We start from the raw sequence: 17,988 nt of genomic DNA, 5'->3' as shown, positions 1-17,988 counted from the left end.
ACGTGACACATACGGATGTGCCGTCCGCGGGTCCCTGTGTGCTCGCCGTGGATGTCGGAGGCACGACGATGAAAGGGGTGGTGGTCGGCGAGGAGGGCCGGATCCGGCACTCCGTGGTCGTGCCGTCGCCCGCGGAGGCCGACACGAGCCCGGTCGAGGCGTTGCGGGGTCTGTGCCGGCAGCTGAACAGCGACGCGCTGGCCCTCGGCGCCGTCCCCGCCGGCATCGGGGTGGTCACGCCGGGGATCGTCGACGAGGCCGCCGGGGTGGTGCGGTACGCGTCGAACATCAGGTTCCGTGACGTGCCGCTGCGGACGCTCATCCGCGACGACCTCGGGCTGCCGGTCGCGGTCGGCCATGACGTCCGGGCCGCAGGCGTCGCCGAGGTGGTCTCGGGGGCGGCCCGCGGCCTGGACAACTTCCTGATGTTGCCGCTGGGAACGGGCATCGCCGCCACCGTGGTGCTGAACGGCGAGCCGGTGGCGGGCGCGGACTGGTCGGCGGGGGAGGTCGGTCACATGCCGGTCCACCCCGGCGGCGAGTCGTGCGCGTGCGGGCAGCGCGGGTGCCTGGAGGTGTACGCTTCCGCCGGCGGTCTGGCCCGGCGCTACATCCGGCTCGGAGGCACGCCGGGGCTGGACAGCCGGGCCATCGCCGAGGCCACGTGCACCGACCCGCTCGCCCGCTCGGTGTGGGACACCGCCACTCATGCGCTGGGGACCGCCTTGGCCACCCTCACCCTTACCCTCGACCCCGCCTGCATCGTTCTCGGGGGTGGACTCGCTGAGGCCGGCGCGCAGTTGTTCGACCAGGTGCGCGCCACACTGCAGTCGGCTCTCGCCTGGCGGGCGGCGCCGACGCTGCTTCCTTCCGCCTTCGGGGCCCGGGCGGCGCAGGTGGGCGCCGCGATCCTGGCCCGGCGCGCGGCGGGCCTGGCCGTACCGGAGGGCTGGGGCGCGCAGAACCAGGGGAGTGAGGTGCCCCGAAGCGGGTGACTCCGGCCCCGCAGCCCCTTCTGCGCCCGGCGGAAGGCCGGAGCTCACGATCAGGTTGCCGTGGAGGCCAGGTCGCCCGCTTGGTCCCGGCCGGTCTGTTCTGGTGCGGATTCCGGGGCTTCGGATCCGGGGCGGGCGGGTGCGGTGCGGAGCAGGGTGGCGATGAGGACGGCCGCGGCCGCCATCAGAACGACACTGACCACCGAGGCGATCCGCATTTCTCGGGCGAAGGCGTCGAATGCTACGTTTCGCAGGGCTTCGGCGGTGCCCTCCGGGAGAGTCGCGGCGGTGTCGACTGCGCCGCCGAGCGTGTCCCGCGCTGCCTCCAACTCCTTGGATGTGAGGGCGTCGGGAGCCTTCGCGGCCAGTTCCGAACGGTAGACGGCGGTGCCGATGCTGCCCAGGATCGCGATGCCCAGGGCCCCGCCGAACTCGGCCGAGGTCTCGGCCATGGCGGAGGCCATCCCGGCCCGCTCCGGTGGTGCGGCGGACAGAATCACATCGGTGACCACGGCGGAGACCCCGCCGATGCCGATCGCGACAACGGTCAGGGCGCTGACGAGGTGGACGATTCCCGAACCGGCGTGGACCAGGGTCAGCATGGCGTAGCCGGCGGCTGCCACGAGCAGCCCGGCGGCGATCACCTTGGGTTTACCGATGCGGGGCGCGAGCGCGGTGGCCAGTGCGATGCCCAGGGGCATCACGAGAAAGGTGGGCAAGGACCACAGGGCTGACTCGAGCGGTCCCATGCCCAGGACGAGTTGCATGAACTGCCAGTTGAACAGGCTGAAGCCGACCAGTCCGAACGTCGCCAGCGCGTCGATGAGCAAGGGCACGTTGAACCGGCGTGTGCGGAGCAGCGCAAGGTCGATCATCGGGTTCGCGGTCACGCGTTGGCGGCGGACGAATGCGGCCCCCACGGCGAGTCCGGCGGCGCAGTAGGCCAGGGGGATCCACCCGAAGCCGTGCTCTGCCATCTGTTTGATGCCGTAGATGACGCCGAGCACGGCCACGATGGACAGGGCGGCGCCGAGCAGGTCGAAACGGCCTGGCGTGGGATCGCGGTACTCGGGGAGCAGCAGCGGGCCGAGGACCAGGAGCAGGACCATCACCGGCACGTTGATCAGAAAGACCGATCCCCACCAGAAGTGCTCCAGCAGCAGACCGCCGATGATCGGGCCGAATACGGCACCGCCCGCGAAGCCCGCCGTCCAGACGCCGACCGCGGTGGCCCGTTGTCTGGCGTCGTGGAACATGTTCCGGATCAGGGAGAGCGTGGACGGCGCCAGCGTGGATCCGGCGACGCCCAGGAGCGCGCGGGCGGCGATGAGCGTCCCGGGACTGGTCGAGTAGGCCGCCAGGACAGAGGCGGTGCCGAAGGCTGCGGCGCCTGCGAGAAGCACCCGTCGCCGTCCGATCCGGTCACCGAGTGTGCCCATGGTGATGAGCAGGCCGGCAAGGAGGAAGCCGTAAGCATCCATGATCCACAGCAGTTCGGAACTGCTCGGCCTGAGGTTGGCCGTCAGGGAGGGGAGTGCGACGAACATGACGGACATATCCATGGACGCCAGTACGCAGGGCAGCACCAGGACGGCGAGCCCGACCCACTCCCTGACTCCGGCTGTTCTTTCTTCTTCAGTCATTTCCGTTGTTCCTGAGTCGTGTCGGCCGGGGTCGGAGTCGATCGCCCGGCGCGTACTTTGTACACGCACGCGGCGTACAGGATACGCACGCACGCAGCACCGTCACAACAGCATTCTGACCTGGGATATCGCCCTGCTCTGTGCATCGACTCCATCGGCGGGCTAGAATTTCGTCACAAGCCTTGTGGTGTGACGAAAGGGGTGCGGTGATGTCGGTGCAACTGGCATGCGCGTCATGCGGAAAGTCGCTGGAGTCCGCCGAACGGGGACGGCCGAGGCTCTACTGCTCCCGCGCGTGCCAGGCGAAGGCGTATCGGTCACGCAGGGCGGAAGCGCCGGCCGACGTCCCGGAGCGTGATGACAGCGCGCCGCATCTCACCGTTGAGCGCGTCGTGCGAGCCGGGATCGCCATCGCGGACGCGGAAGGGCTCGACGCGCTGTCGATGCGCCGCGTCGCCATGGACCTCGGTGCGAGCACCATGTCCTTGTATCGGCATGTGTCATCGAAGGATGATCTGGTGGCCCTGATGGTGGAGGCCGCGCTGGCTGACGTGCCCTTGCCCGACACGGCGCCGCGGGACTGGCGTCACGGTCTTGAACGCGCCGCATACCGTGACTGGGACCTGTATCACCGCCATCCGTGGATCCTGCCGAGGGTCATGGTGACAACCCGCGCGCACTTCAGCCCGGCTCTCGCGGCGGACAGTGAAAGCGCCTTCTCCGCATTCGACGGGCTCGACCTCGAACCTGCCGATGCTTTCCGGTACATGTTCATGTTCGCCTCCTACGTGCAGGGCGTGGCGCTGACCTACGTCAGCGATGTAGAGGCGGAACGGCAAGCGGAAGTCGCCCGGGTCCAGGGAACGAAAGCCTCAGACGACGCACAGAATCCGCTTTACGCACCGGGGGCGTATCCCCGCCTCGCCCTCGCGATGCGCGCCGGTGCCGACCCCTGGGACCTCGACGCCCTGTTCGCCGCAGGTCTTGCCGGTGTCCTGGACGGCATCGCAGCCGATCTCGCGAGACGAGGCATCGATGCCTGAGCTTCGATCCGCGGGCGATCCCGTGGAGTCAATCGTCTGGTCTCAGTCGGCCTTCGCCTCGGGGCTGACCGACATCCGGTGGGTGGACATCGCGGGTTCGCGAACGAAGGTCGCCCGCCCGGACACCCCGGCGCAGTTCACCACGCAAGGGGACATCACCTCTCATCGTAGGTTCTTGGCCTTGAGAAACCACCACCAGCGGTGATTACTCGTCGGCGTCAGTGAATCTCGGTAAAGAACGGCGACCGGACACGTCAACAATGCGCCGCGCGCGAGGGCCGCGACGCCCCCTGGGTATCGACGTCACGACCAACCTCTCCGAAAGAACGGAGATGTAGATGGGATCGACACCGACGCAATATGACACTCTGCAGCGCCAGGTCTCGAACCTGAATCCGGTGGACCGCCTGCTGCTGGACTCGCCGTACACGATCTCGAACGAGCTGTACAGCGTGCTCCGCCACGTGCTGCACGACGTCGGCGGCCAGCCGGACACGCCCGTGCCGTTCACAGAGAAGGGCGAGGAGCCCTGGGAGATGAACACGTACGTCACGTGCGAGTGCCTGGGGTGGCGGGGCGTGTGGAACTCCGAAGAACGGCGGCGGCGCGAGAACGACCTCGGGATGACCCAGTACTTCGGGCTTCCCTACTACGCCCGGTGGATCACGGTGGCGACGAAGTCGCTCATCGACCAGGGCCTCATCACCACCGACGAGCTCGGCAAGAAGATCGACGAGGTCCGGGACCGCCTGACGAAGAGGAAGAAGTGATGGGCCGATACAAGATCGGCGACCGGGTAACCGTACGTGACGCGACGACCCTGTTCCACACCCGCACCCAGGGCTACGCCCGCGGGAGCACGGGCACCGTCGTCGACACCCGGCCGGAATGGATAGTTCCGGAGGACGAGGCGTTCGGCATTCTCGAGAACGGCCGCCATGAGCCGTTCTACGTTGTCCGGTTCAACCAGAAGGAGCTCTGGCCGGACTACACCGGATTCGACGTCGACACGCTCGAATCGGAATTCTCGGAAAGCTGGCTGATGCCAGCCGGTAAGGAGCGTAAATGAGCACGACGCACGGCCACGCACCGATCCAGGAATCGGGGCAGCTAAGCGAGTTCGAGGTGCTCGAGCTCGCGGTGCGTGAACTTGCGATCGAGAAGGGGCTGTTCTCCGCCGAGGACCACCGCAGGTTCTCGGAATGGGCGGAGAGCCGCGGGCCGCACGGCGGCTCCAAGCTCGTCGCCAAGGCCTGGGTCGATCCCGCGTTCAAGGAGCGGTTGCTGACGAACGGCACGGAGGCGTGCAAGGAAGTGGGGCTCAACTGGCTGGAGCCGACCGGCCAGGGGACGCCCAGCGACTACACCTTCTTCTACGTGCTGGAGAACACGCCGAAGCTGCACAACGTGATCGTCTGCACTCTCTGCTCCTGCTATCCGCGACCCGTGCTCGGGATGTCTCCGGACTGGTACCGGACGCCGAACTACCGCCGCCGGATGGTCCGCTGGCCGCGCGAGGTCCTCGCCGAGTTCGGCCTGCACCTCTCTCCGGACGTCGAGGTGCGCGTACACGACTCCAACCAGAAGTCCCGGTTCATGGTGATGCCCATGCGCCCCGAAGGAACCGAGGGCTGGAGCGAGGAGCAGCTCGCCGCCATCGTCACCCGCGACTGCATGATCGGTGTGGCGCTTCCACGTCCTGACTGGACCGCCCAGCAGGTGCCGTCGCAGGCGACGCCCTCCCAGGCCAAGGGCAAGGGGGGCCGGAAGTGAGCGAGGCCAAGCCGTACGAGGTGCTGCTGGACGCCCTCGACGCCGCCGACGAGAGGACCGACACCGCCCTGCAGTGCGGCGAGCGGGTGCCCGCTCCCTGGGAGTCGGCCATGCAGGCGACCTGCGAGTGCCTCTCCTGGAGAGGCTCCCTGGACAACCTGGAGCGACGCCAGGCCGAGGACCGTCTCGGAGAGACCGTCTACAGCCGGTTCCCGGTCCACGCGCGCTCCGTGGTGGTGGTCGCGCACTCGCTCATGGATAGGAGCGTCATCGACCAGGACGAGCTCAAGTCCAAGATGAAAGAGGTGCGCGCGCGCCTGGAAAGGGAGTGACGTGCCCCCACACAGGGCAGGGACGGTCACCGCGAACTCCGGAAACGGCATCACCCGAAGCGACTGGACCCGCTTCGGCGCGATCTTCGCGGTGATCGTCCTTCTTCATGTCGCCGCCTGGGGGACGCTGCTGCTCGGCGTGCTTCCCGGGCACTACACGATCGGCTCCCAGGTCTTCGGATTCGGGCTTGGCGTCACGGCGTATACCCTCGGCCTGCGTCACGCGTTCGACGCGGATCACCTCGCGGCGATCGACAACACCACGCGCAAGCTCATGAACGACGGCGGGCGACGGCCGGTGTCGGTCGGGTTCTGGTTCGCGCTGGGACACTCCAGCGTCGTCATGATCCTCGCGTTGGTCATCATGGCGGGAGCCCACGGGCTCGGCCGGCTGACGTCGGATACGTCGATGACGCACCACGTGCTCAGCCTCATAGGAACCAGCGTCTCAGCCGGGTTCCTTTGCCTCATCGGCGTGCTCAACCTGGCGCCCCTGATCGGCATCGTGAAGGTCTTCCGGAAGATGCGGCGGGGTGAATTCGACGAGGCCGAGCTGGAGGCACGGCTCGACAGCCGTGGATTCCTCAACCGCTTCCTCGGCCGGCTCACCCGGTCCATCCGCCATCCGGCGCAGATGTTTCCGCTCGGGCTGCTGTTCGGGCTGGGATTCGACACCGCGACCGAGGTCACCATGCTCGTGCTTGCCGGGACCGGCGCGGTCGGCGGCCTGCCCTGGCATGTGATTCTCGTGTTGCCGCTGCTGTTCGCCGCCGGGATGACGCTGCTCGACACGATCGACGGCACCTTCATGAACTTCGCATACGGCTGGGCGTTCGCCAAGCCGGCCCGCAAGGTCTACTACAACATCACCATCACCGGGCTCTCGGTGGCCGTCGCGCTCATCATCGGATCCATCGAGCTCATCGGGATCCTGCGCGACAGCCTCGGCCTGGACAACGCGGTGACGACGTGGATCGCCGGCCTGAACCTCAACAACATCGGCTTCGTCATCGTGGGCCTGTTCGTCGTCGTCTGGGCCGCGTCGATCGGCTACTGGCACATGTTCCGGCTCGAGGAGCGGTTCACGGAGGCGGAGACGTCCGCCCTCGGCCGGTAGAACCGGGGCGCCGCGGTGAGCTGCCCGCGGCGGCCCGTGTGTTCGGGAAGGTGAGCTGGAAGAGCGCGTAGGCGTACGTCGGGACCCTGCCGGTGAGATCTGACGGCAGGATGTTCGCGAAGCGGAGTCCTGTTCCTTCCTCGAGGGCGGACGAGGCGAGGCACGCGGCGGGCAAAGTCTTCCCCCCTGCACTGAGCCCCAGTCGTGCCGACGCTTGATAGCGGGTCTGGTGAACTCGGTGGTGCATAACTAGGGCCCGGCCGAACATCCGAACGGTGATCAGGTACGACTCAAGACGCGGGCCCGGTGCGGTAATGAATCAGTGCTCACGCCCAGGGGGCGACACGGCATCCCATCAGCGATCAACTCACCCGGCTACCGGCAGGGGCGGCACGGTCTTTCACCAGGACTCTGGGTCCAGATCGAGGAGGTGCTCACCTGCCGGCGGCTAGCAGTCCCGAGTCTGCCGAACGGCGACGCGGTAGCTCTCATAGATCGAAGTGAGCCGAACCGTCGTCACGAGGAATCGGCGCTTTCCCGGGCACGCCGTATGACTGCAGCCGCTATGACGGATCCCAGCATGACTAGTGGGACAATCGGGTAAACGGGCGGGGCGTTAACGACGAGCAGGGAGCCGATGGCCGCTCCAATGGTGAGCGCTGCCAGGATGGCCATCCCGCGGGAGTCCAGACGGCCGCTCCGCCGCGGCATCAGCATTGCGGCGACCAACCCGGTCAGGGTTCCTGTCAGGTAAGTGGTGGACAGGGCGGCATGTCCCCCAAGCCCTCGCATCGCAGCACTCTGCAATCCCATAGCGACCGCGGCCAGTGCAAGGAGAGCGAAGGCGACGATCCCATCAGGACGTCCTCCCGTCAGCACCCAGCCGGTTGAGAACAAGATCAGACATGCGAACTCGAGCATGAGTGCCATCGTTACCTTGACCGGCCAAATCGGCATGTCCTCCTTCGGGGGGCCCGTAATGCCAGTGCCAATGGCGACTCCGGAGATATATCCGCCGACGGCGACGACGGTGCGTAAGGCCACATCCATGATCAGTCCGCTGATCGCGTACCCCAGCAGCACGAGATTGCCGGTGACCACACTGCTGAACACTCCGCCGAGCCGAATGAAGCAGGCGGCATCCACGGCTCCTGCGCCGACGGTGAGGATGACGGCCAGCAGAGTGAGACGGTGACCGCCCGGGCGCTGGGAGTCGGTCATGTGCTCTAGCGCCCCCGGTCGTCGACTGGCTGGGAGTTCATGGGATGTTCCACGCTGGTCATGCAGCGTTCCTATCCATCCGGAACATCCGTATCACCCACAGTGACCATGCCGAGTCCGGGTCGGGAACCGCAACGCAGGAGTCAGCGGAGTTTGGGAGGCTACGGTGTGACGTTGAGCCGAGCAGGCGAACGAGATTCGGAAGACAGCGGCGACTCACTTCGCGGCGAACCGGGACGTGTTCAGGGCAGAGTCGATCCGCCGTGTGCGTAGTTAGCGCACATACCTCGTCCCCTCGCTGAATTAAAAACCTGTCGTCACGCATAGGCTCGGGGTCCCCGGAAGCCTGCGTTTACTGATCCCGGAAGCAGACCAGGTGGAACGACCGCGGCGCAGGCGTGCCGTCCACGTCGAAGGTGTGCACCTTCATTTCGCTCGGCGTGCCCCCCAGGCCAACCGTGATCAACCCAGGCCGGACCGGTTCGGCCTCGACGCTGCCGATCGTGCCAGCGAAGTTTGTCTTCGCCTCGCCCTGGAGCGGAACTTTCCAGCGGAGGGTGTACGTGTTGGTTCCGTCGAATTGGCATCCATCGATCAGGTAACCGCGAACTACGGAGCCGTCCGACGCGATGACGCATGCCAGTCTTTTCTCGAACTCGACCATGGGCTTTCTCTCCGAACGATCGAGAAGTCGCTTGAGATTCCTTAAGCACTTCAGGTATCCCCGCGACGTATGAGGGCAAGCCCAAAATATCCTTTCCGGTTCCGCGCGTTAGATCTTGCCGGGAAGGCTCGCACTATTTCCAGGCTCGGTGGTTTCGTGTCGGCGTCGCACATATTTGAACGCGTGTAACTCCAAAATGGGCGGCAGATCTACTATTCCGGGACCGCCGGCGTTTACCCAGACGAGGATGTCCTCGATGACGGCGTTGTCCAGGACAAGACCTAGCCAGATCGGGCGGCCGCCCGCAAGGCGTCCGTACGCCGATGGGCTGACGATCACGACATTCGACTGCAGGCAGGGCCCGAGGCACTCGCTGAACCGGATGCGGCAAGGGGCATTCAGGCCCCTGTTGAGCAGGTTTACCTGACCCTGGTGATCGACGTCGGGGTGCTTCCGCTCCGTGCCGCAGCAACAGCCTCGGCACACCGTGATCAGGCAGCCGCGGTTTCGGTCGGCGGACCGGAGCACCGAAAGGATTTCATGTGACCTCTGCGCGATTCCCCGCGGTGATTCATTGCGACGAACGCCCCCTTTATCATCATCCGCATGGTCCACGAAATCCCCCGACGCGTATACGGAAATTCCAACAAGTCATCTAAATTTATTTCGGTTGGAAATATTGCCGCAGGGTTCAAATCTTATCGCACGGCCCTCGGCGTGACGCCGGATCTATCCAATCGCCTGCCATGGTTGGCCAAAAAGATCACATCACTCCCTGCGTGAAATATCTGGTAAAGAATCGCTTCGGAGGTGTTCGGGGACGTCCGTGTGGCACGTTCTCGCCGCACGAACTCACCCGCTTGGGAGACCGGCTCCCGTTCACCTATCCTTGAGCGGTGCAAATCTCTCTTACTGTGCATCTGGCTGGCGGGCCAGTCTGACCGATTGCGATGCCAAGCCTGGTAGTGCTTTGCTGGATCAGCCGGAGCTGTATGAAAGGGGCTCGCGCCTTCGGACTGAAGCCGAAGCTTGAGACTTGCCTTGCTTGTTTCTGACTGAAATCTTTTTGCGAAGCTCCTTTACTGGCTCGGGAACTTCACAGGGCGATTTCAAAGTCGGCTGTTGATTGCCGGTCGTGACGCTATGTGATCAGCGGGAGGGCGCGTAGCGGCTTACGACCGATAGCGGCTCTTCGAAGTTAAGCGGGATCAAGGAGTCCGCGGCTTCGTCGGGTAGTGGCGCAGCGGGTACGTAACCGCTGGTTCTCGGGATTACGGAACCCGTACGCGTCGCGGGTGACCGTCTTGATCACGCGGTTGGTCCCTTCAGAGCACGCGTTGGTGATGCCTGTCTGGATGAACGCGAGGATTTCAGGCCACCAGGCCTCGACCGTGCTCGCCAGTCGCTCGAGTTCGGGCTGGCCGGAGGCCGCGCAGCCGTCGTAGAAGCGGAACAGCCGGTCGGCGATAACGGCACGAGCGGGATGTGTGCGCGCCAACGAGCAGGTCAAGAAGGTCCTCCTTGGCGTTCCACGCGGCCAGGATCGGCACTCCGAGCCGCTTCGGCAACGCCATCGGGTCATCGACCATCGGTCGAGCTGCGAGCCGCGCACCCGGGAGGAGCTGATCGTGTCAGCCGGTTACGCAGTTCCCATTCGCGGCTGCCCTTGCGCCCACGCCTGCCCCGGACCTGAACGGTGACGCGGCGGCGGACCTCAGTGACGGCCTGATCGGCCAACTGGACCACGTGAAAATGATCGACCACGAGCCTGGCTTGAGGTAGCGCGGTGCGGATGGCGGATTTGAAGACGGTGCACATGTCGATCGCGACGAACGCCACGCCATCACGCCAGGCCTGGCTGCGGTGGCCGAGCCAGCCGGTGACGGCGGCGCTGGTGCGGCCTTCGAACTGGCCGAGCAGCCCTTGCCCGCCGGAGATATCGACGAAGCCGACGTGCCATCGATCCACGACGGTCTGCCAGCTGCCGGCGGGATCGTCCCACGTCCAGCGGGGTCGGCCACGGCGGATCTCATCGATCCCCAGCACCGTGACGGGGCGGGCTGGTCAGGCAGGCCGCGGGCGGCGTGCGCGGTGAACGCCGCACAGACCACCGGCCAGGACACGCCATGGTCTCGAGCAGACTGCACGATCGTCCTCCCGCCGTCGGCGACTGCTGTCCCGGCGGCCTGGCGCAATCGTCGGGTCAGCCGGGCGCGGGCGGGGACCTGGGCGACGTGTTCGGCGAACGTCCCTCTGGGGCAGGTCTGCTCGTCGCAGTACCAGCGGCGTTTGCGCCAGCGCAGGTCACAGCGCCGTCCAGCGGCCGGCAGGTCACGCGGGCGAGTGGTCACCCACTCCTTGATCCGGACCGCGGACACCCCGCACTCTGGGCAGGCCCGGGCCTGCTCGTCAGCGGTGACCAGGTGCACGATTGGCCCGTCGGCCCCTTCATCTGCTGAAAGGACGTCGACGACAGCCAGGTCCTCCAGGCCCAGCAGCCGGGTCGTATTGTTGACCATGCTCGCGGCTCTTCTGTTGTGATCTTCTGCGTAGACAACAGAAATGCTCAACGGGAGCCGTGAGCTCCCTCAAGAGGCCGGCCCCATCCCGGGCCCCGCGAGCGTGGGCAGTCAGGCCTCGACCCCGATCAGGCCCGATCTGCACCGTGAGATCGGTCAGCGCAACAACGAGATGCGGTAGGTCGTCGTGTCCGACTTCTTGACCGAGGACGACACGGCGCCGTGGACCGACACCACGACAATCGTGCGACGGGCGGACGCGCATCAGGCCGTAGAGAAGCTGAAGGAGCTGCCGGGCGAGAACATCCTGATGTTCGGGAGCCGGACGCCATGGAACGACCTGCTCGTCGCCGGGCTCGTCGACGAACTGCACCTGATGGTCGGTGCCGCCGTTCTCGGCGGGGGCGCCCCGGTCTTCAGTTGCGGGCCGGTCCCGCGGATGCGGCTTCTGGACTCCCGTCCTCGGCGCGGCTCGGACAACGTGCTGCTGTGTTACGAGGTGATCAACCATCACGCGTGAGGGGGAGCCGCGGCCGGCGCTCCACCGGAATGTCAACGAACTCTTGACAAGAGGATGGATGTCAATGAATCCTTGACACTATGAATCGTCGCGCCTCTCGGCCCTTCTCGCCGGGGCTTCTGGCCATCGCCGTCCTGCTACCGCTGATGGGAGCCCTGCTCGCGCTGCAGGCCGCGCTCGACAGCACGTTGCTGTGGGTCCTGTTCGTCGTCGTCGGCTTCACGGTCTTCATCGTGGGGGTGGTGACCGCGGCCTCCGCCGCGCGCCGCGCGGCCGAGTCCAGCACCGCCGACGCGGCCGACGCCGCCCGCCTGGAGGAACTGGAGCCGCTGCCTCCCACCGCCGGTGATGAGGGGGACCGGCAGTGACGGAGTCACGGACCCATCTCACCGACGATCAGGTGAACGCCATCCGAGAGGCTGTCGCCGAAGCCGTGCTGGCCGCGTGCGAGCAGGGGCGCAAGGGGCTCGACGACGACCCGGACGCCCACCTGCTCATGGTCGCCGCCGCCAGCGTCGCCGCGCGGGAGAGCAGCAGACTGCTGCGCCAGTCGATCACCGGCGCCCGTAGCGCCGGGCACAGCTGGGATGCCCTCGGACGGCTGCTGGGCATCAGCCGGCAGGCCGCCCAGCAGCGTTTCGGCGCCTCGGCCACCGACCGCAAGGGCTCGCTGCCGGAGGACACCCCCACCCGCAGGGTGCTCACGCCCCTGCACGCCTTCAACGAGATGGAGGCGTTGGAGAAGGAAGGCCGGCGCGGGTGGCATGCCGTCGACTACGGCTACCTCTTTCACCTCGTCGAGGCCTCGCCCGACGTGTGGGAACACCGACGGCTGTGGTGGCCGTCGGGCCGCCGTCAGCGCCAGATGGAGGAGCAGGGATGGGAACGCGTCGTCCCCTCCGACTTCGAATCTCCCTGGGTCTATTACAAGCGCCGCCTGAACGAACCCGCCGAGCAGGACTGATGGGAAGGCGCATGCGTTCTCGCGCGAGCTGCTGTCTGGCAGGGCAAGGCCGCGCTGGTTCGCATTTTGCCGGTTTCCGTGGGATGGCGATGCCAATGGACAGATCATTAGGCTGCTGTCATGGATGAGAAGTCAGAATTACGGGCCGGTGACCGTGATCGGGACCGCATTGCCGAGATGCTCCGTATCGCCCTGGGTGAGGGACGCATCAGCATCGAGGAGGTGAATGAGCGGCTCGATCGCGTGTACAAGGCGCGGACCTTCCAGGAACTGGACGCGATCGTCGCCGACTTGCCTCAGACGCACCTGGTAACGCCGTCCGGCGGTCAGGATCTGCTACGGCTGAATTCCCGTGGTTTTCGCGCGATCAGGAAGACCGGGCGGTGGACGGTTCCCCCACGGCTCAACCTCGACTGCACCTGGCGTACCGCCGTGGTCGACTTCAGGCAGGCGTACTGCCCGCACCCGGAAATCGCCATGCACGTGTCGTGCCATTCGCCTTTCGGGGACATCGTCATCCGGGTCCCCGTCGGCTGGCAGGTGCTGTCGGACGAAATGACGTCCGGCGGATGGATACGGCTGCTGCGCGTGCACAACAGGCCGCCCGAACCTCTGTCGCCGGACGGGGTCGTGCTGCGGTTGTCCGGCCACATCAGCGGAGACATCTGGGTGCGCTACCACCACAACATTTCCTGAACCGACCGCCAGCCGGCTATCGGAGCTTCTCCTGCAACGGCCGCTGAGATCGGTGCCGAGTCCCCGGGCGGTCACCGGCCTGCGCCTTTTCCCTCCATTGTTTCTTGATGATTGTGGGCGTCTCGCGCCTGTGGCGTGAATGCGCGTGCGCCTGTCATGGGAAGTCCTAGATCCTGTAGAAGACGGTGTAGTGTCCGCTCGCCTTGTGGATCGAGGTGAGGGGGACCTGCCGGGCCGCTTGGCCCAGGTTCTCGGTGAAGAAACCGGCGAGCTTTTCGACGGCGGAGTCCGCGTACCGCTTCCTGTCGTAGAGGTCGTTATGGGGACGCCGACTTCCGTACCTGGTGGGCTGAGCATCGCGTCAACAATTCCGGCTACGGCACCAAGCACTACCGTCATCGACTGGTCGGCGATCTCACGCTTGACTGCGATACGAGGCGCTGCCCCGACGGGTCGGGGCAGCGCCTCGTGGTCCTCACCGCAGAACCCGGCTCCCCGTCGCACGACGCTCTGCGCATCCTCACCTCGTGGACGACCGAGCAACCGAGCGAGAGCCCGGTGCGAGGCCGCACCCCCTGATCACCTCGACGTCCGGCGCGGCTCGCGGGGTTGAGGTCGGGAGATCCGACGGACAAACGAGGGAAGGCGGACCCTTGTGGGCCCGCCCTCCCTAACCATCCGTGCGCGGTTCGCCAGTGCTTCTCCCGGCAATCTTTGCCCCGTCGCGCCGCCCAGCGTGGCACCTCGCGGCGTTGGCGCCCCACCCGCGGAAAGTCCTCGCAGGCTCGGACTTTCCGCGGGGCCCGGGATTGTCGGCCGTAGGCTCCGCTACGACCTCCTCCTCCGCCGCCTTGCGCTGCACCACCCTGGACACCGCTCCTTCCGGGCGGACCTTGCCGGTCACGGCACTAGTTCTGCGGAAGCGCGATCTTCCAGACACTGCGGCCGAACGTCGCCGCGTAGAGCGTCTTGCCATCACCGGTGATCTTGATGTCGAGCACCGGCGCGTTGGGCAGGCCGTCACCGACCCGCTTCCAATTCTTCTTGCCGTTCTTGTCGTAGAAGACGCCCAGGTCGGTCGCTGCGTAGAGCTGCTCCGCCGCCTGGTCGTAGGCGAGCATCTCGACCGGCGCGTTCGGCAGCTTTCCGCTGATGTTCTGCCAGCTCTTTCCGCCGTTGGTCGTCTCCCAGACGTTCGCCGCGTAGTCGCCCTCGCGGTAGCCCGAATAGGCCACGTACACGTGGTCGGCGTTGGCCGGATCCACGATGATCGAGTTGACCCACCGGACAGGCAGACCCGTGCCGGTGAACTCGGTCCAGTTGGCACCGAGGTCGGTCGTCTTCCAGAGGCGACCGGTGTCGGTGCCGACGTAGATCGTGTTGCCATCCGTCTTCGCCGGACCGATCGCGGTGATCGCGGAGTAGAGACCCCCGTAAGATCCCTTGTCGTCCTGCTCTGACGGTACCGGTCCCGTGAGGTAGTCCCCGGGCGGGCTGATCTGCGTGAAGGTCGTGCCCCGGTCAGTCGAACGGTCGAGCACGTTGCCACCGAAGTACAGGATCGACGAGTCGTTCGGGTCGAACACGATCGGGGCGTCGGTCGTGATCCGCGCGGAGTGCCGCGTCCCGAACCGGATGGTGCGGGACGTGCCGTTCGCGTCCTCGTGTCGCGAGCACACCCCGACCTGGGAGCACTCGTAGTAGATGTTGTGGTCGACCGGGTCGATCAGAACGTAGTGACCGTCACCGCCGCCGTAGGAGTTCCACTGCGTCACGTCCGAAGGCCCGGCAGTGTTGGTCCAGGTACGGTTGCTGCCGTTGTCCTGCAGGCCGCTCGCGAGCCGGTTCGGGTCGTCCATGGCCACCGCGAGGTGGTACGACTGGTTGAACGGCTCGTACGTTGCGTGGATCCACGAGCGGGTCTCGCCATTGGCGTCAGAGCGGTAGACACCGCCGTCGTTCCCGAGGTAGACCCGGTTCGGGACGTTGGGGTCCCACGTAACCATGTGCTGGTCGGCGTGCGGTCCGCTGGAGGTGGCCCACGTCGCCCCGCCGTCCTTGGACTCGCGCAGGTTGACGTCGGCATTGAACACGTGGTTCTTGTCCTTCGGGTCGACGAACAGGCGCCCGAACCACCACTCGAAGCCGCTTGAGCCGCCTGCACGGCCGCCCGGCACGAACGTGTCGCCGCCGTCGTCGGAGACATAGAAGCCCTTGTCGGCACCGTACGTCGTCCCGGAAATCACGTAGACCCGGTTCGGGTCGCTCGGTGCGACCGCCACGCCGATGCGGCCCAGGCCCGCGTCACTGGTCAGACCGGTGCCCGACGCGTCCGCGACATGCCTCCCGGTCACGTTCTCCAGCCGCTTCCAGGTGTCCCCACCGTCGTCGGAACGGAACAGACCGGTGCCGACACCGCCGTAGAGGCGCGCGCCGCTGTTGCGCTGGTGGTCCCAGAGCGTCGCGAAGATCCGCTTGGGGTTCGTCGGGTCGATCGCCAGGTCGACGCCGCCGGTGGTGTTGTTCGGCGTCGGCAGGACGAGCTTCCAGTCCTTGCCGCGGTTGGTCAGCCGGTAGATGCCGCGCTCACTCGCCGACCCGGAGAGGTTCCCCGAAGCCGCGACGAACACTGTCTGCGGGTCTGTGGGGTCGACGACGATCTTGCCGATCGCCGCGCTCCCGGTAAGGCCCCACTGCTTCCAGTTCTTGCCGCCGTCGTCCGACTTGTAGACACCGTCCCCGAAATAGGTCAGACCGCCGCCGGACGGGTTCGTCTCGCCGGTCCCGGCCCACAACGTGCCATCGGAGCCCAGCGCCAGCGCGCCGATCGTCTGCGTGTAGTCGCCCGGCCAGGCCGGCTCGAAGGTGTCGCCGGCATCCGTGCTCTTCCAGACACCGCCGCCCGACGCCGCGACGTACAACGTGTCGGTGTGAGCGGGGTCGACGACCAGGTCGGTGACACGGCCTCCGATATTCGAGGGTCCGACGAGCTCCCAGGTGCCATCGCCCGGCTTGAGCGCTTTGGCTTGCTGGACCGCCTGCTTGACTTGCGCCTCCGTCACGTCATGGCCGGAGGTGAACTTCTGCGTCAGGTAGTCCGCCGGCTCTTGGGGGCCACCGTCCTCCTCTTCGCCGGGAATCTGCAAAGAGGCGCTCAGCTGGCTTCCCGCGACTTTGGTTGCCGGGCCCGAGGACGTGGGCCCCTGGAAGGTGAAGGCCGATACGGCGAGTGCGAGCACCCCCACCGTACCGATCATGGGCAGGGTGGGCCGTCTCATTCGGACAGCTCGTCTCTTGATCATTCCGTCTCCTAGTCACCCGCCCACTACTGGACAGCTAGTGGGAAAAGGTAAAAAGGACGGCCGTATCTAGTCAATCCGACATTTGTCGAAACGGGAGAGCTGATCGGACCCCGCCGGCTAGTTCCCGATCATGTTGCGAGTCGCAGTTCGAGGCGGGGTGGATGGGGTGCTTTGCGACATGTGTAGGACGGCGTTCAGGCTGAGTGTGTAGACGTAGCGAAGATGTAGCGCCGCGGCCTGCGCCGGTGACCGCGACGACCTGGCCCATGGTTCCTTCGAGCCCAGATCGGGCCGCGCAGCGGGCTTTCCATCCCTGGCTGCTCTGCGAGTGGCGCGGCCGAACTCGGGGGCCTCGGTGAGATGTCCTGGCGCCTGGCGGTATCCCGCTTGATGCTGCACCAGGTACGGGGAGGTGATCTTCGGATGGCTCGGCGGGAGGTCGTTCTCCTCCCACCGGCTCACCTCATGGCGGGTGCCGGGAACGGCCCGCCGGTGCTGCTGGATCCACACCCGGAGCAGCACCTGCACCGCGGGTCTCGGCCTTGGGCACCGACGGGTACGTGCTGCTGGAGGCGGTGTCCTCCTACGACACGTTGTACTTGACCCGTACCTTGCCTTCGCAGAGCTGGATCACCTGAATGGCGACGTCGTGAGGTCCAGACAGGTGGGCTTCGGCCTCCGAACCTTCTTCCTGGTCCTTGCGCTCGACCTTGTATCCGGCCTTGGCGAGGGTGTCGGCGGCCTCGTCACGAACAGCGTTGAGGTCTGTCGGATCCGCGTCCTTCCAGAGGAAGAACAGCTCGGTCTTGCCGAAGGGTCCCTTGGCCAGGTAGATCTGCCCGCCGGGCACCATCGGCAGGTCCGCGGGCGGCTTCAGGTCGGGCGTGGCAGTCAGGTCGCCGGCCGCCGAGCAGGGGATGCCGTTGGCCACTGCCGCAGGACTCGTCGCCTCTGGAGCCGCGCTCACGGGGCTTTTCGCATCAGCGCCATCCGAACTTCCCCCGCAGCCGGCAAGCGACGACACGGCGGCCACAGTGACGCCAGCCATAACGAGCAGTCGTTTAATGATCATGAAATGGACTCCTCGACACGTAGGATATGGTCCTGCGCATGTATCGGCAGGAACCCCCCAAAACGGGTGGATGCATCCGTGGGCGGCGACGCTATCAGGTTTGCTGGCGCGGCCCTAGGCTTCGATT

General features: G+C 66.3%; 18 protein-coding genes and 2 pseudogenes. 12 read left to right on the top strand and 8 right to left on the bottom strand.

What is annotated here, in order from left to right:
• Positions 1 to 2: 2 nt before the first annotated feature.
• Positions 3 to 995: an ROK family protein gene (locus AWQ71_RS29280; RefSeq protein ID WP_369407222.1), complete on the top strand. Its 993-nt coding sequence runs from the start codon at positions 3 to 5 to the stop codon at positions 993 to 995.
• Positions 996 to 1,045: 50 nt separating this feature from the next.
• Here AWQ71_RS29280 and AWQ71_RS29275 read toward each other — a convergent pair whose 3' ends face one another.
• Entirely contained in the window at positions 1,046 to 2,638 is a 1,593-nt protein-coding gene (locus AWQ71_RS29275; RefSeq protein ID WP_067138795.1) for an MFS transporter, read from the bottom strand.
• A gap of 209 nt (positions 2,639 to 2,847) precedes the next feature.
• Between AWQ71_RS29275 and AWQ71_RS29270 the strand changes: the two genes are divergently transcribed.
• The 6 genes from AWQ71_RS29270 (at position 2,848) to nicT (ending at position 6,903) form a co-directional block, all read left to right on the top strand.
• Positions 2,848 to 3,681 carry a TetR/AcrR family transcriptional regulator gene (locus tag AWQ71_RS29270; protein WP_067139037.1) on the top strand — a complete coding sequence of 278 codons (834 nt, stop codon included), beginning with the start codon at positions 2,848 to 2,850 and terminating at the stop codon, positions 3,679 to 3,681.
• A 338-nt stretch (positions 3,682 to 4,019) separates the two neighbouring features.
• A complete protein-coding gene (locus tag AWQ71_RS44720; protein ID WP_067138790.1) occupies positions 4,020 to 4,451 on the top strand; it encodes an SH3-like domain-containing protein in 432 nt (143 codons plus the stop codon).
• Positions 4,451 to 4,750 (top strand): SH3-like domain-containing protein, encoded by a 300-nt coding sequence (locus tag AWQ71_RS44715; protein WP_067138788.1) that lies wholly within the window; start codon positions 4,451 to 4,453, stop codon positions 4,748 to 4,750. The genes AWQ71_RS44720 and AWQ71_RS44715 overlap by 1 nt, the downstream gene beginning before the upstream one ends.
• Positions 4,747 to 5,454 carry a thiocyanate hydrolase subunit gamma gene (scnC, locus tag AWQ71_RS29250; protein WP_067138787.1) on the top strand — a complete coding sequence of 236 codons (708 nt, stop codon included), beginning with the start codon at positions 4,747 to 4,749 and terminating at the stop codon, positions 5,452 to 5,454. Before AWQ71_RS44715 ends, scnC begins: the two co-directional genes overlap by 4 nt.
• Positions 5,451 to 5,786, top strand: coding sequence for an SH3-like domain-containing protein (locus tag AWQ71_RS29245; protein WP_067138785.1), 336 nt, complete (start codon positions 5,451 to 5,453; stop codon positions 5,784 to 5,786). Before scnC ends, AWQ71_RS29245 begins: the two co-directional genes overlap by 4 nt.
• 1 nt (position 5,787) lies before the next feature.
• Positions 5,788 to 6,903 carry a Nickel transporter NicT gene (gene nicT / locus AWQ71_RS29240; protein WP_174550772.1) on the top strand — a complete coding sequence of 372 codons (1,116 nt, stop codon included), beginning with the start codon at positions 5,788 to 5,790 and terminating at the stop codon, positions 6,901 to 6,903.
• Positions 6,904 to 7,419: 516 nt separating this feature from the next.
• Here nicT and AWQ71_RS29235 read toward each other — a convergent pair.
• From AWQ71_RS29235 to AWQ71_RS44925, 5 genes and pseudogenes are all read right to left on the bottom strand, one after another.
• On the bottom strand, positions 7,420 to 8,124 hold the full coding sequence (locus AWQ71_RS29235; RefSeq protein ID WP_067138783.1) for a YoaK family protein: 705 nt from the start codon (positions 8,122 to 8,124) through the stop codon (positions 7,420 to 7,422).
• A gap of 352 nt (positions 8,125 to 8,476) precedes the next feature.
• Positions 8,477 to 8,788 (bottom strand): hypothetical protein, encoded by a 312-nt coding sequence (locus AWQ71_RS29230; protein ID WP_067138781.1) that lies wholly within the window; start codon positions 8,786 to 8,788, stop codon positions 8,477 to 8,479.
• Positions 8,789 to 9,986: 1,198 nt separating this feature from the next.
• A complete protein-coding gene (locus AWQ71_RS43420; protein WP_218002010.1) occupies positions 9,987 to 10,298 on the bottom strand; it encodes a transposase in 312 nt (103 codons plus the stop codon).
• A 68-nt stretch (positions 10,299 to 10,366) separates the two neighbouring features.
• Entirely contained in the window at positions 10,367 to 10,834 is a 468-nt protein-coding gene (locus AWQ71_RS44010; protein WP_245658551.1) for a transposase, read from the bottom strand.
• A 98-nt stretch (positions 10,835 to 10,932) separates the two neighbouring features.
• Positions 10,933 to 11,307 (bottom strand): annotated as a pseudogene (locus AWQ71_RS44925) (transposase family protein); the annotation flags it as partial.
• A 187-nt stretch (positions 11,308 to 11,494) separates the two neighbouring features.
• On the opposite strand from AWQ71_RS44925, the gene AWQ71_RS29220 reads away from it, so the two are divergent.
• The 5 genes and pseudogenes from AWQ71_RS29220 to AWQ71_RS44705 all read left to right on the top strand — a co-directional run.
• Positions 11,495 to 11,827: a dihydrofolate reductase family protein gene (locus AWQ71_RS29220; RefSeq protein ID WP_067138779.1), complete on the top strand. Its 333-nt coding sequence runs from the start codon at positions 11,495 to 11,497 to the stop codon at positions 11,825 to 11,827.
• Positions 11,828 to 11,907: 80 nt separating this feature from the next.
• Positions 11,908 to 12,195, top strand: coding sequence for a hypothetical protein (locus tag AWQ71_RS29215; protein ID WP_067138778.1), 288 nt, complete (start codon positions 11,908 to 11,910; stop codon positions 12,193 to 12,195).
• Positions 12,192 to 12,791 carry a hypothetical protein gene (locus tag AWQ71_RS29210; RefSeq protein ID WP_084259416.1) on the top strand — a complete coding sequence of 200 codons (600 nt, stop codon included), beginning with the start codon at positions 12,192 to 12,194 and terminating at the stop codon, positions 12,789 to 12,791. Before AWQ71_RS29215 ends, AWQ71_RS29210 begins: the two co-directional genes overlap by 4 nt.
• 120 nt (positions 12,792 to 12,911) lie before the next feature.
• Positions 12,912 to 13,487 carry a DUF1707 SHOCT-like domain-containing protein gene (locus AWQ71_RS29205; RefSeq protein WP_084259415.1) on the top strand — a complete coding sequence of 192 codons (576 nt, stop codon included), beginning with the start codon at positions 12,912 to 12,914 and terminating at the stop codon, positions 13,485 to 13,487.
• Between the two features lie 336 nt (positions 13,488 to 13,823).
• A pseudogene (locus AWQ71_RS44705) lies at positions 13,824 to 14,066 on the top strand (MmyB family transcriptional regulator); the annotation flags it as partial.
• A gap of 329 nt (positions 14,067 to 14,395) precedes the next feature.
• Here the strand turns inward: AWQ71_RS44705 and AWQ71_RS29200 are convergent.
• Both AWQ71_RS29200 and AWQ71_RS29195 read right to left on the bottom strand, forming a co-directional pair.
• Complete coding sequence (locus tag AWQ71_RS29200) at positions 14,396 to 16,765, bottom strand: WD40/YVTN/BNR-like repeat-containing protein (RefSeq protein WP_067138774.1); 2,370 nt, start codon at positions 16,763 to 16,765, stop codon at positions 14,396 to 14,398.
• A gap of 607 nt (positions 16,766 to 17,372) precedes the next feature.
• Positions 17,373 to 17,861 carry a hypothetical protein gene (locus AWQ71_RS29195; RefSeq protein WP_157570641.1) on the bottom strand — a complete coding sequence of 163 codons (489 nt, stop codon included), beginning with the start codon at positions 17,859 to 17,861 and terminating at the stop codon, positions 17,373 to 17,375.
• Between the last annotated feature and the right edge of the window lie 127 nt (positions 17,862 to 17,988).

The sequence above is a fragment of the Microtetraspora malaysiensis genome (assembly GCF_001528665.1).
Taxonomy (GTDB): Bacteria; Actinomycetota; Actinomycetes; order Streptosporangiales; family Streptosporangiaceae; genus Microtetraspora_A; species Microtetraspora_A malaysiensis.
This window is presented reverse-complemented; position numbering and strand designations above follow the sequence as displayed.

Coding starts and splice junctions, on each gene's coding strand:
- AWQ71_RS29275 (WP_067138795.1), bottom strand. CDS start 2,638: ATGACTGAAGAAGAAAGAACAGCCGGAGTCAGGGAGTGGGTCGGGCTC.
- AWQ71_RS29270 (WP_067139037.1), top strand. CDS start 2,848: ATGTCGGTGCAACTGGCATGCGCGTCATGCGGAAAGTCGCTGGAGTCC.
- AWQ71_RS44720 (WP_067138790.1), top strand. CDS start 4,020: ATGGGATCGACACCGACGCAATATGACACTCTGCAGCGCCAGGTCTCG.
- AWQ71_RS44715 (WP_067138788.1), top strand. CDS start 4,451: ATGGGCCGATACAAGATCGGCGACCGGGTAACCGTACGTGACGCGACG.
- scnC (WP_067138787.1), top strand. CDS start 4,747: ATGAGCACGACGCACGGCCACGCACCGATCCAGGAATCGGGGCAGCTA.
- AWQ71_RS29235 (WP_067138783.1), bottom strand. CDS start 8,124: ATGACCGACTCCCAGCGCCCGGGCGGTCACCGTCTCACTCTGCTGGCC.
- AWQ71_RS29230 (WP_067138781.1), bottom strand. CDS start 8,788: ATGGTCGAGTTCGAGAAAAGACTGGCATGCGTCATCGCGTCGGACGGC.
- AWQ71_RS29215 (WP_067138778.1), top strand. CDS start 11,908: ATGAATCGTCGCGCCTCTCGGCCCTTCTCGCCGGGGCTTCTGGCCATC.
- AWQ71_RS29205 (WP_084259415.1), top strand. CDS start 12,912: ATGGATGAGAAGTCAGAATTACGGGCCGGTGACCGTGATCGGGACCGC.
- AWQ71_RS29200 (WP_067138774.1), bottom strand. CDS start 16,765: ATGAGACGGCCCACCCTGCCCATGATCGGTACGGTGGGGGTGCTCGCA.
- AWQ71_RS29195 (WP_157570641.1), bottom strand. CDS start 17,861: ATGATCATTAAACGACTGCTCGTTATGGCTGGCGTCACTGTGGCCGCC.